The sequence below is a fragment of the Streptomyces sp. NPDC006510 genome, from assembly GCF_040611955.1.
Taxonomy (GTDB): domain Bacteria; phylum Actinomycetota; class Actinomycetes; order Streptomycetales; family Streptomycetaceae; genus Streptomyces.
Genome location: NZ_JBEXPH010000018.1, coordinates 15,722 through 27,853, shown reverse-complemented (window position 1 = coordinate 27,853; position 12,132 = coordinate 15,722). Strand labels below are relative to the sequence as shown.

Genomic DNA, 12,132 nt, shown 5'->3' with positions numbered 1-12,132 from the left:
GCACGAGCCATACCACCCGTACCTGTGGTCCGGCATCCCGTACGCAAACCTCACCACCTGCCCGGACCCGGTCCCGCCCACCCGACGGGCACCACGAAACGGCTTACGGCATCAGGGCGATGCCCCCGTCGACGCACAGGTCGATCCCGTGGACGTAGCCGGCGCGCGGGCCGGCCAGGAATGCCACCGCCGCCGAGACGTCGTCGGCGGTACCCAGCCGTCCCGTCGGGTTCGGTGCGTACTCGGCCACCACCGACGGCTCGAGTTCGGACCACTCCCCCGGTCGGCCGCTCCGTCCTCGGACATCTTCCGCGTGCCGTCGGTGACGATCACCCCGGGACTCACCGTATTTGCCGTCGGCTCCGCGGACTCCCAGTCGTGTTCGGCGAACGGGCCGGCGTTGTTCACCAGCACGTCAACACCCCACGCACGGGCCCGATTCGCCACCTTCTCCGCGGCCTCGTCATCGGCGAGGTCGCCCAGCACGACGTCCGCCACCGCGCCGATGGCTTTCAGCTCCGCGGCAACCTCGTCGGCAGGTACGGGATTCCGGCCGTGCACCAGCACGGCGCACCCCTCCTCGGGACGGCCGCCCGGCCATCGCCGAGCCGTTACTAATTCGTATTAGTACCTTGACTTCACCCATTGGCGGGTTCGAAGCTGAGCGCCACCCACCGTGAGCACGCACAAGTGAGGACGCCATGAGTGAGATCACCCGCAGAGGGTTCGGCCGCATGGCCGGGCTGGCAGCACTGGCCGCAGGATTCACCGCCGGGACGGGAGGCGTGAGCGCGGCCGTCGCCGCTACGGCCGAGGAACAGTTCGAGCTCCGCCATCTCAGTTCGTTCGACCAGCGGCGCTACTTCACGTACCCCACGCACAACGGCTTCGTCGATGCCGACCGCATCGTGCTCGGTCAGCGGGAGACCGGGGCCACGAGTCTGTGGGAGGTGAATCTGCGGTCCGGCAAGGAGCGGTTCCTGGCGCGGTTCGCCACCCCGGCGGACGACCGGAATCCGTTCGTCTGGTGGAACATCCATTCCGGACGCCTCGTCACCTGCGCGCAGAACGCGGTCTGGCTGATCGATCTGGCCGATCCCTCGCCCGTGAAACTCTACTCACCGCCACCGGGCCGCGCGCTCAGCGTCGTCGTCAATCTGCATCCGGCGGGCGACCGGGTGCTGTGCAGCCACTACCCGGCACCGATCACGGCCGGTCCCACCACGGCGGTGGAGATCGAGCTCGCGGGCGGCCGGGGCAGAGAGGTCTTCTCGGGGGACGTGTTCGCCACCCACTTCCAGTACAGCGCCCACGATCCCGAATGGATCGGCTACTCGCTCGGCGGCAACATCCTCGCCTGGGCGCTGCATCCGGTCCACGCGCCGCACGGCAAGCTGATCTGGGACCAGGCCGCCGCGGGCGTCCCGGTCGGCACCCACAACGTGTGGAAGTCCCGTGCCGAAACCGGCTGCCTCGCCGTGGCCATCGGCGGCAGCGCCTCGGGACTGTGGATGGTCCACCCGGACGACCGGCCGGACCGGCTGGTGGCGCCGGGGCCCTCGGGCGCGAACGGCGCGTACAACCACTGCGATCTCACCGCGGACGGCCGCTGGGCCGTGACCGACACCAACGGCCGCAACGGCTCGGCGTTCGGGCAGGTGGGCGCGGTGGCCCTGGTGGACCTGGCCGGCGTACACCCACCGCGCACGCTCGGCCTGGTGGGCTGGGGGTCCGCCCATCCGGGTCACCCCCATCCGGCCTTCTCGCCCGACGGCCGCCTGGTCGCCTACACCGACACGGAGGCCGCCACCGACCGCACCCGTGTGGTGCTCTGCGACTCGCGCGGCGACTGGACGCCACGCCCGCTGGACTGGGTGGCAGAGGCGGAACAACTCGCGTTCTCCGCCCCGGGCGGCCGCGCCGAGGTCTTCGCCGACCCCCAATGCGGCGCCGGCCACGGGCTGTTGTTCACACCGGCGGCGCCCGGCGATGCACTGACCTGCGAGTTCCGGCTGCCGCAGGCCGGCCCGCGAACCCTGCGACTGCGGGTGAAGCGGCACGAGTCCCGGGGAATCTACCGGCTGTCGGTGAACGGCACCACGATCGGATCGCCGCTCGACCTCTACAGCCCGGTCACGGCCTACGCCGAGCCGGAGTTCACCCAGGTGTCCCTGCGGGCGGGGACCAACACGCTCCGCCTGACCCACCTCGGGCAGCACCCCGACAGCACCAAGGTCCCCGGGACGTGTGCCATCGACCGCATCGGCCTGAGGGCCGTCTAGGACCTCCCGTTCGGATCAGGCCGGGCCCGCGGGAGCGCGGGCGCCGATGGCGTCCAGCATCAGGTCCAGCGCGAAAAGGAAGTTGGCGTCGTCCTCCACCGAGGCCAAGTAGGGGGCCGCCGCCGCGATATGGGGGTGGGTGGCGGCGGGGACGGCCGCGTACTCGCCGGACCAGGCGGACTCGTCCCCGCGGCGGGTGTGTGCGTCGAGCGTGCAGTAGGTGGCGTCCATGCACGACCAGGCCAGGATGAAGTCCACCAGCGCACGGTAGTGACGCACCGCCTGCTCGGGCGGGAACCCCGCGTCGGACAGCGCGGTGAGGGTCATCTCGATCACCCGCATCTCGGCCGGGCGCCGCGTGATCCGCACCGTGGCGAGCACGGCGGCGCGCGGGTGCGAGAGATAGACCTTGTGGATGCGGATGAACAGCCTGCGCAGCGTCTGCTGCCAGTCGTCGGAGGGCTCGAATCCTTCGAGGCCCTCCTCCAGCAGATGATCCGCCACCGCCAGCAGCAGATCGTCCTTGTTGCGGAAGTGCCGGTAGAGAGCCGTGGGGTCGGCGCCCAGCTGGGCACCGATCCGGCGGAACGTCAGGGCGTCGGCGCCTTCGGTGTCCATCAGATCGAGACACGCCTCGACGATCAGCCGAGGACTGAGCGACGGCCGCGGCCGGCCGGATTCGGCACGTTTCCCGCTCGCCGCCGCGGCCTGCTTCCCCGTACGTGACTCCACTGCGCACTCCCCTCGCTCCGGTCAGCCCCATTGTGCCGCCAGTCGCGCCCGGGTACGCCATTCCCGCGCCACACGTGAGTCAACCATGTTGTCATCACCGTTGACTTTGTCTTCGCCTCCCTGCCACGCTGCCGCCACCCGCACCACACCCGGCAGATCGCACCGCGATGTCAGAGGCCAAGGAGACGCCCATGCCCGGTCACCCGCCCCCCTCCCCCGCACCCGACACCGCGACCGCGGGCACCCCGTCGGGACACCCCGTGGCGCTGCCCAAGGTGCTCGGGGTGCTGGACGGGGTCGTGCTCTCCCTGTCCAACATCAGCCCGACCTTCAGCATCGGCGTCGGCCTGGGCATCATCGGCGCCTCGGTGGGCGTGGGGATCCCGGCCGCCTTCCTGCTGGGTCTGCTGCCGATCCTGGGCATCGCCCTGGCCTACACCAAGCTGAACCAGCGCGAGGCCAACTGCGGCACGGCATACGTGTGGGTGGGCAAGGCGGTCGGACCGATGCCGGGATACATGATCGGCTGGGTGACCGTCGTCACCCAGGTGCTGTTCCTGTCCTACGCCATCCCGCTGATGGGGCAGTACACACTGCTCGCGCTCGACTCGATGGGGCTGCACCGGGTGGCGGGCGTGAACCTGGCCGACGCTCCCGTGTTCGCCTCGATGGCGGCGGGCCTGGTCCTTGCCGCCGGTCTCACCGCGCTGGCGATCCTCGGCATCGAGGTCGCCGCACGCTTCCAACTGGTCCTCATCAGCCTGGAGTTCGTGGTGCTCCTCGCCGTCTGTCTGTGGGCCGTCGTCGCCGGTGGCGCGGCCTCCTTCGACCTCCGGTGGTTCTCCCCGACCGTCTTCTCCTCGCCCTCGGTGATGGCGACGGGCATCCTGCTGGCGGTGTTCATGTACTGGGGCTGGGAGACCGCGTTCTCGGTGACGGAGGAGAACGCCGACGCACGTACCTCGGCGCGGGCCGGCATGTGGTCGCTCGCGGCGGTCGCCGGACTGTTCCTGCTCGCGGCCGTGGCCTTCCAGCGCGCCCTGACCCCCGAGGAGCTGGTGGCCAACGGGGAACGCGGCCTGCCCTACATCGGGCAGATGGCGGCCGGGGACGCCGGCCGGGCGGTGACCACCGTCGTCCTGCTGTGCTCCATCGTCGCGTGTGTGCAGTCGGTGCTGATCGGATCGGCACGCCAGACACTCGCGATGAGCCGGGACGGAGTGCTCGGCGCCGGCTGGGCCGCACTGCACACCCGCCGCCGCACCCCGCACCTGTCGACCCTGCGGATCGCCGCGCTGTCGATGGTTCTGGCCCTGCTGTCGGCCGGTCTGGGCAGCCTGCAGGACATCATCGTCGGATCCGTGACCTCCGTCGGCATCCTGATCTCCCTCTACTACGCCTTCGCCGCCCTGGCCTGCGCGATCACCTTCGCTCCGGACGCGCGACGGAACCCGCGCATGCTGCTGGTCACGGTGCTGGTGCCGGTCGTGTGCGGACTCGCGCTGCTCGGGCTCGGCTGCTACATGGTCTACAGCCTGTGGACGTCCTCCGACCACTTCGCGTTCGCCGCCGACAACGGCCGCTTCCTGACCCTGGTGCCGGTGGTCATCCTCGTCACCGGGGTCCCGGCCGCCCTGTGGGCCAAGTACGGGCGGCGTGCCCCCTACTTCCACCGCGACCGGCCGTCCGCGCCCCGGACGCCGCCAGCGCCCGCGCCCACCGAAGGCGTCGCCCCGACCATCTGACGAGCGGGCGGGCCGCATCCCCCTGTACGGAACGGGCTCGGCCCCCGCCTCGCCACTCCCACCCGGCAGCAGACCTGCGAAGCCCCGTGCCCGACAGCGTCCAGTGCCCGGCCGCCGCTGCCCGGCCATGAACCAGCACCTCAAGGAGTACCCCCCGATGAGCCACGCAGATCTCGTCTTCACCTCAGGCGCCGTGATCACCATGGACCCCTCGCACACCGGCGCCACGGCGCTGGCGGTGACCGGAGAGCGGATCACCGCAGTCGGCGGTGAGGAGGTGCGCGAGCTGATCGGCCCGGACACCCGGGTCGTCGACCTGGCGGGGCGCGCGGTGCTGCCGGGCTTTCAGGACGCCCACGTCCACGCCGTGTTCGGCGGTCTGGAGCTGGGAACCTGCGACCTCACGGGGACGACGGACCCTGCCGAATACCGCCGCCGGATCGCGGACTACGCGGCCGCCCACCCCGAACGGCCTTGGATCACCGGCGGCGGCTGGTCGATGGAGAGCTTCCCCGGTGGCCTGCCGACCCGGCAGATGCTCGACGAGATCGTGCCCGACCGGCCCGTACTGCTGGTCAACCGGGACCACCACGGCGCCTGGGCCAACACCCGGGCCCTGGAGCTGGCCGGTGTGACCGCCTCGACCGCCGACCCCGCCGACGGACGCGTCGAACGCGAAGCCGACGGCACACCGTCGGGCATGCTGCAGGAGGGCGCGGTCGAACTCGTCGGACGCGCCGCGCCCCGGCCCACCGCTCAGGACCTGGTCGACGGTCTGCTGCGCGCCCAGCGGCTGTTGCACTCGTACGGAATCACCGCCTGGCAGGACGCCCTGCTCGGCGAGTACGGCGGACACCCCGATGTCTCGGCCGCGTATGTCGCGGCGGCCGGCCGCGGGCTGCTGACCGCCCGGGTCAACGGTTCGCTGTGGTGGGACCGGGACGCCGGCGCCGAACAGATCCCCCACCTCGTCGAACGCCGCAGGGCCTTGCGCACGGGCCGCTTCCGCGCCGACACCGTCAAGATCATGCAGGACGGCATCGCCGAGAACCGCACCGCGGCCATGACCGCCCCGTACAAGGACGGCTGCGGCTGCGCCACGGCCAATTCCGGCCTCAGCTTCGTCGACCCCGAGGCGTTGCGGGAGTACGTCACCGAGCTCGACTCCCTGGACTTCCAGGTCCACTTCCACGCGCTGGGCGACCGGGCCGTCCGCGAGGCACTCGACGCGGTCGAGGCGGCGCGGAAGGCCAACGGGCCGCGCGGCAACCGCCACCACCTGGCCCACCTCCAGGTCGTGCACCCGGACGACGTGCCGCGCTTCGCACAGCTGGGGGCGATCGCCAACCTCCAGCCGTTGTGGGCGGCGCACGAGCCGCAGCTGGACGAGCTCACCACCCCGTTCCTCGGCGACGGACTCGCGGCATGGCAGTACCCCTTCGGCGACCTCCACCGCGCCGGCGCCCCGCTGGCCGCCGGCAGCGACTGGCCCGTCAGCTCGGCCGACCCGCTGGAAGGCATCCATGTGGCGGTCAACCGGATCGTTCCCGACGGGGACAGGCCGCCCTTCCTCCCGCATCAGCGACTCGACCTGACGACCGCGCTGCGCGCGTACACATCGGGCTCCGCATACGTCAACCGGTTCGACGACACCGGCGTTCTGCGGGCGGGCCATCTCGCGGACCTGATCGTGCTGGACCGCGACCCCTTCTCCGTGGACCCGGCCGAACTCGCTTCGCTGCGCGTCGAGGCCACCTATGTCGGCGGGCAGCCCGTCTTCGGCGACCCCGTCCGGGAGTGACCGGCGCGACGATGGACGAGTAGGAGTTGAAGGCTGGAGCCGAGGACGACGGTGGCTCCCGAGTCCCACAGGTCGCGGCAGCGCCAGGCGCGCACGGCGTGCTCCTCGCCGAGCCGCCGGGACCAGTTGTCGGTGTGGTCGGCGCGGGTGAAGTCGCAGCAGCGCGACCGCGTCATCACCGCGATCGCCGGCTGGGCCATCTGTCCCTGTTACGTCTCCCCCAACCTGGACGCGGCCGCGATCGCCGTCTTCTCCCTCATCCAGAAGGCCGACGTCGAGCCGAGCACCCGTCGGGGCGTGGGTCCAGCGCACCGACAGGGGCGGCGGGGGCCGTCCCGGCTCGCGTCGCCCGATGCCCGGCGGTCAGGGCAGCAGCACCAGCTTCCCTCGTACGTGCCCCTCCTCGCTCAGCTCCTGCGCCTTCGCCGCATCGTGGAGCCCGAAGGTCCGCGCCACCGGCACCGTCAGGCGGCCCGCCGCGGCGGTCCGGGCGTTCTCCGCGAGCCGCTCGTTCGCCCGCTCGATGCTTCCGCCCGAGAAGGCCACTCCGTACTTCGCCGCGTCCGCGTCGGCGATGGTGACGATCCGCTCGGTCGTGCCGCCACGCAGCTCGATGGAGTCGGGCAGTGCGCCCTGCCCCGCCGCATCGAAGACCGCGTCCACGCCTTGCGGGGCGGCCTCTCGTACCCGGCCGACCAGCCCGTCCCCGTACGCCACCGGAATCGCACCCAGCTCACGCAGATAGGCGTGGTTCGCCGGGGACGCCGTCCCGATCACCGTCGCACCGCGGGCCAGCGCCAGCTGGACGCCGGCCGAGCCGACGCCTCCGGCCGCGCCGTGCAGCAGCAGGGTGTCGCCGTCGCCCACCCCGAGCTCGTCGAGCACGCGCGCCGCCGTCTCCGTCGCGATGGGCAGGGCGGCCGCACGCTCCCAGCTCAGCTCGGACGGCTTGTGGGCGACGGCACCGATGTCGGCCAGTGCGAGGGTGGCGTAGGCGCCGGTGGCAGTCCAGCCGAGGACCTCGTCACCGACCGCGAATCCGGTGACTCCGTCACCCACCTCGTCGACGACCCCGGCGAACTCGCTGCCCGGCGTCGCCGGGAGGGTGGTGGGGAACACCGCCTCCATCCAGCCCCTGCGGATCTTGTAGTCGACCGGGTTCACACCGGCGGCCCGCACCCGCACCCGGAGCTGCTCCGGGCCGGGGTGCGGATCGGCTGTCTGCGCGAGGTGCAGCACATCGGGTCCGCCGAACTCCTCGAAAACAATCGCTTCCATCTGTGTCTCCTACCTCGATGAGCCGCCTGTCCAGGCGGGCCGTGCGGGCGACGTCCGGCCGTACACCGGCCGCCACGGAGGCTGATCGCAACCGGGCCGACGACCGGCCCGAGCACCCCTCGACACCCTAGGCGCGGCATCCCCGCCGAGCAGTGTTGTGTCGGGGGAGCCCGGCCACGGGTGCCCGGATGGGGGTACGACGGGTCCGGGCCGCCGACCGGAGGGAAGCGATAGGCTCGTTTTGTAGGCACGCGTTCCGACCGCGGAGGCGGCCATGAGGGAGAACATCGAATACTCGACTCCGTCGCAAGCCGAGGGCGAGAGGCTGGACGAGGACAGGGATCCGGCCGAGGAGCGACACCCCGCCACCATGCGCACCCAGCCGTCCCAGGCCGAGGGTGAGCGTCGCGCGGAGGACGATGAGAGCTGAAACAGGCGGTATCCGTACGGTGGAGCCCCCCGCGTGCGCTCACCGCGGAGGGCTCCACGCACGGACCGCCACGGCGTGCCGACGACCTGGACCGGTCAGTCGGCCCAATCGCCCGTGCCCTGGCCTGCGGAGGGCAGGCGCGGCACTTGCCCGGCCAGGGCGAGGTCGACGAGCTGGCGCACCGTGTCCTCATGCACGGGCGCGGGGCGGAAGGACCGTCGGTAGACGAAGAAACCGTTCCACAGGTCGAGGAGTGCGTCGACGTCGATGTCCGCGGGCAGATCACCACGGGCGATCCCGCGCTGCATGGCGGCCCGGACCTGGTCCCGGCGCCGCAGGACGACATCGAGGAAGGACTGGAGGACGCCCGATTCGTCGGCTGCGGCCTCGGTCAGGCACAGCCGCGTGAAGGTGTCACGGGCGCGCGTGAACTCGTCGATGTGGTCGAGGACGACGAACAGTTCGGTGCGGGTGTCGCCGAGGTCGGGAACGGCGCGTACGTCGGCACGGGCGACGAGCACCTCGGCGGTCACCGCGGCTTTGTGCGGCCACCATCGGTAGAGGGTCTTCTTGGACACCTTCGCGCGTACGGCGATCTCGTCCATGGTCATGCCGAGATAGCCGATCTCGGCAAGCAGCTCGTCGGCCGCGCCGATGACCCGGTCGCGGACGTCCTCGCTGCGGGGCCGGCCGACCGGCCGCTGAGTGCTCTTCGCCATGGCGTCCCATTTCGGGGTATGCGAGCACCCTATGTCAATAGGATACGGAAGGTTTCCTCTCAGGACTCTATCCGGCCGTGGCGCACCCTGCCACGAGAACCGGCCTGGCCATTTCCCGGACGGGCAGGTAGACATGGAAGTCAATTAAGGAAACGATCAGTTTCTATTTTCGCATACCGACTTCGAGTGGAGGGGATCTCCCATGCCCGCAGCCGACTCATCGCTCCGCGACCGCGTCGCCGCCCGGCTCGACGAGTACCGGGACCGGCTTCTGGAGCTGAGCCACGAGCTGCACGACGATCCGGAGACCTCGTTCGCCGAGACCCGGGCCGCCGAACGACTCGCGCTGCTGCTGAAGGACGCCGGGTTCGCCGTGAATCGCGCGGTGTGCGATCTGCCGACCGCGCTGACCGCCGAGTACGGCAGCGGTGAGCTGACGGTCGGGGTATGCGCGGAGTACGACGCGCTGCCGGAGATCGGCCACGCCTGCGGGCACAACATCATCTGCGCCGCCGGAGCGGGCGCGGCCATCGCCCTGGCCTCGGCCGCCGACGAACTCGGCTTCCGGGTGAAGCTGCTCGGCACCCCGGCCGAGGAGGAGGGCGGTGGCAAGGTGCTGATGCTCGAACGCGGCGCCTTCGACGATGTGACGGTGGCGATGATGGTGCACCCTTTCCCCGTCGACACCGCGGACCCGCGCGGCTCCAGCAACGCGGTCGCCCGCTTCGAGGTCACCTTCACCGGCCGGGCGTCACATGCCGCCGCGGCCCCCGAGGGCGGGCTCAACGCCGCCGACGCTGCGGTGGTCGCCCAGGTCGCGGTGGGCCAGCTCCGCCAGCAACTGCGGGACGGACACCGGGTGGCCGGGATCGTCCAGCTCGGCGGGGAACGCACGAACATCATCCCCGAGCGCTCGGTGCTGGAGTACGAAGTGCGCACCCCCACCGGCGAGGAACTCACCGAGCTGCGGGAACGGGTGCTGAACTGCTTCCGCGGGGCCGCGCTGGCCACCGGCACGACCGTGGACGTAGAACCGATCCAGCCCGACTACCTCGAACTGCGCCATGACACCGCGCTGATGGCCTCGTACGCCCGCAATCTGCGCGCGACCGGACGGGAGGTCCCCGAGCCGGGTCCGGTGCCGCAGGGAACGGGCGGCTCCACGGACATGGGCAACGTCACCCACGCCATGCCCGCCATCCACCCCGGTCTCGGGGTGCTGGGAGCCCAAGGCATGCCGCACACCCGGCAGTTCACCGACGAAACCGCGAGCCCTGCAGCGGACGACGCGGTGCTCGACGGCGCACTCGCGATGGCGTGGACCGGCCTGGACCTCGCCTCCGACGCGGAGTGGCGGGCCCGCTGCGTGACCGCCCGGCACGGCTGACGCTCGCATCGACACGACGGGCGCTCGCATCAACGGATGAGCGACGGCGGCTGATGCGCATCGGTGCGCCCTGTGACGCCGCATGGACGGGGCGCCACCTGGATCACACGGACCTCCTGGGCTCAGACCCACCGGGCACCGCCAGCCGCTGTACCTCCGCATAGGACGGGGCCCTCCGGCCCGTCGGCCGCCCGTCCCGGACGGCGGTTGCGGTGTCCACCGCCGCCGCCAGGGCCCTGCGGTACAGCAGCGAACCGAGACTGACTCTGCGCACCCCGAGCGCGGCCAGTTCGGCGAGGGTGGGGCCGGTCGGCGCGTACAGGATGTTCAACGGGACGACGAGCGTTGCGGTCAGCTCGGCGATCCGGTCCGGATCCGACAGTCCCGGCACGAACACCCCGTCCGCACCGGCCTGTTCGTACGTCGCCAGCCGCGTCGCGGTCTCCTCCTCATGGCGGCCCGACCAGTGGGTGTCGGTACGGGCGTTGACGAACAGCTCGGGCACGGCGGCCTTCACCGCCGCGACCTTCGCGGCGTGCAGCTCCACGGGGGCGAGGGTGCCGTCGGGACGGCCGTCCTCAAGATTGATGCCGGCCGCGCCCGCCTCGTACAGCTTGCGGGCCAGCTCGGCCACTTCCGTCACGTCGTCGCTGAAACCGCCTTCGGCGTCGACGGTGAACAGGAAGGAGTCCTGTCCGAGCCGGCGGGCCAGCACCAGAGTCGCGTCGACGGCGGCGGCGGCCCCGTCCGGCAGACCGACGGCCGCGGCCACGCCCAGGCTGGTGGTGCCGATGGCTGCGAACCCCTGCGCCACCAGCGCGGCGGCCGAGGCGTGGTCCCAGGCGTTGGGCAGCAGCAGCGGGGCGCCGGCCTGGTGGTGCAGGCGGGCGAAGCCGGTCGATGGGCGCTGCAGCAGGCCGTCGGCCAGGGCGAGGGCGTGGGCACGGCCGGGGCAGACGCGGGGTGGGGCGCCGAAGGTGAGCGGTACGGGGTGTGTGCGATGGGCCGCCGCGAGATCGAGCAGCACCACATCGCCCTCGGCGATCTCCCGGTCCGCGATCCGGGTGTCCCGGACGGCGACGCGGCGCATGCTCCGTACCGGGGGAGCCTCCCGAAGCACCCGGGCCATCGGTGCGTCGCGTCCGGCCGCGGCTTCGACCAGTGCGGCCGTCGCCTCGCATGCCTGGACCAGCAACCCGATGCGATTCGCGGCCGCCTCCAGGCCCGCCTCATCCGCCGTCCCCGGCATCAACAGCGCCACCAGTCGGGCCACCGCCTCGTCCTCGTCCGCGGCCGCATCCGCGCACCCGAAGTAGGCCTGGGCCACGGCGATCACCGCCTCCGTCACCACCGCGGGCTCCGGCATCCCGAGCGCTTCGGCGAGGGTGCGCACCACCCGCGCCCGCACCTCTCCCCCGGTCCCCGCGGCGGCCGCCTGCCGTAGCGAGTCGGGCTCCAGCCGGGCCAGTTCGGCCTCCACCAGAGCCCGTCGGCGCCGGTGCGGCTCCCCGGAACCGAACCGGGCCACGGTGGCCCGCAACCAGGCAACGCTCGCCCCGGCCGGACCGCCGTCCGCGGCAGGCAATTGCGGGACGAGCGCCGGGTCGGCGAGCGCCGCCCGTACGTCCGCGTATCGGCCGAACTCATGCGTCTTGTGTGTCTTGTGCGTCATGGCTCCGACGCTAGGACCGAAACAGTTCGGCACCGCCCGAACCGTCCCGGTGGCATCAGGCCCATGCACCCGTGCAGACGCCGAAT

At 71.8% G+C, this 12,132-nt stretch carries 11 protein-coding genes and 1 pseudogene; 5 read left to right on the top strand and 7 right to left on the bottom strand.

Features of this window, described 5'->3' with window-relative positions:
• Positions 1-103 precede the first annotated feature (103 nt).
• Both ABZY11_RS08660 and ABZY11_RS08655 read right to left on the bottom strand, forming a co-directional pair.
• Positions 104-250, bottom strand: a complete 147-nt coding sequence (locus ABZY11_RS08660; RefSeq protein WP_356478434.1) for an SDR family oxidoreductase — start codon at positions 248-250, stop codon at positions 104-106.
• 200 nt (positions 251-450) lie between these two features.
• A pseudogene (locus ABZY11_RS08655) lies at positions 451-561 on the bottom strand (short-chain dehydrogenase); the annotation flags it as partial.
• Positions 562-701: 140 nt separating this feature from the next.
• Here ABZY11_RS08655 and ABZY11_RS08650 point away from each other — a divergent pair.
• A complete protein-coding gene (locus ABZY11_RS08650; RefSeq protein ID WP_356478433.1) occupies positions 702-2,282 on the top strand; it encodes a hypothetical protein in 1,581 nt (526 codons plus the stop codon).
• 15 nt (positions 2,283-2,297) lie between these two features.
• Here ABZY11_RS08650 and ABZY11_RS08645 read toward each other — a convergent pair whose 3' ends face one another.
• Positions 2,298-3,014 carry a TetR/AcrR family transcriptional regulator C-terminal domain-containing protein gene (locus ABZY11_RS08645; protein WP_356478432.1) on the bottom strand — a complete coding sequence of 239 codons (717 nt, stop codon included), beginning with the start codon at positions 3,012-3,014 and terminating at the stop codon, positions 2,298-2,300.
• A gap of 191 nt (positions 3,015-3,205) precedes the next feature.
• Here ABZY11_RS08645 and ABZY11_RS08640 point away from each other — a divergent pair, with 191 nt between their 5' ends.
• Positions 3,206-4,759: an APC family permease gene (locus ABZY11_RS08640; RefSeq protein ID WP_356478431.1), complete on the top strand. Its 1,554-nt coding sequence runs from the start codon at positions 3,206-3,208 to the stop codon at positions 4,757-4,759.
• Between the two features lie 157 nt (positions 4,760-4,916).
• Positions 4,917-6,560, top strand: coding sequence for an amidohydrolase (locus ABZY11_RS08635; protein ID WP_356478430.1), 1,644 nt, complete (start codon positions 4,917-4,919; stop codon positions 6,558-6,560).
• On the opposite strand, the gene ABZY11_RS08630 is transcribed toward ABZY11_RS08635, so the two are convergent.
• Positions 6,515-6,760, bottom strand: a complete 246-nt coding sequence (locus tag ABZY11_RS08630; RefSeq protein WP_356478489.1) for a hypothetical protein — start codon at positions 6,758-6,760, stop codon at positions 6,515-6,517. The two genes, ABZY11_RS08635 and ABZY11_RS08630, sit on opposite strands and share 46 nt — an antisense overlap.
• A 163-nt stretch (positions 6,761-6,923) precedes the next feature.
• Complete coding sequence (locus ABZY11_RS08625) at positions 6,924-7,838, bottom strand: NADP-dependent oxidoreductase (protein WP_356478429.1); 915 nt, start codon at positions 7,836-7,838, stop codon at positions 6,924-6,926.
• A gap of 274 nt (positions 7,839-8,112) precedes the next feature.
• Between ABZY11_RS08625 and ABZY11_RS08620 the strand changes: the two genes are divergently transcribed.
• Complete coding sequence (locus tag ABZY11_RS08620; RefSeq protein WP_356478428.1) at positions 8,113-8,268, top strand: hypothetical protein; 156 nt, start codon at positions 8,113-8,115, stop codon at positions 8,266-8,268.
• A gap of 95 nt (positions 8,269-8,363) precedes the next feature.
• Here the strand turns inward: ABZY11_RS08620 and ABZY11_RS08615 are convergent, their stop codons facing one another.
• A complete protein-coding gene (locus ABZY11_RS08615) occupies positions 8,364-8,987 on the bottom strand; it encodes a TetR/AcrR family transcriptional regulator (protein ID WP_356478427.1) in 624 nt (207 codons plus the stop codon).
• A 202-nt stretch (positions 8,988-9,189) separates the two neighbouring features.
• On the opposite strand from ABZY11_RS08615, the gene ABZY11_RS08610 reads away from it, so the two are divergent.
• Positions 9,190-10,374, top strand: a complete 1,185-nt coding sequence (locus tag ABZY11_RS08610; protein WP_356478426.1) for a M20 family metallopeptidase — start codon at positions 9,190-9,192, stop codon at positions 10,372-10,374.
• 103 nt (positions 10,375-10,477) lie between these two features.
• On the opposite strand, the gene ABZY11_RS08605 is transcribed toward ABZY11_RS08610, so the two are convergent.
• Positions 10,478-12,046, bottom strand: a complete 1,569-nt coding sequence (locus tag ABZY11_RS08605) for an isocitrate lyase/phosphoenolpyruvate mutase family protein (RefSeq protein WP_356478425.1) — start codon at positions 12,044-12,046, stop codon at positions 10,478-10,480.
• Positions 12,047-12,132: the final 86 nt, after the last annotated feature.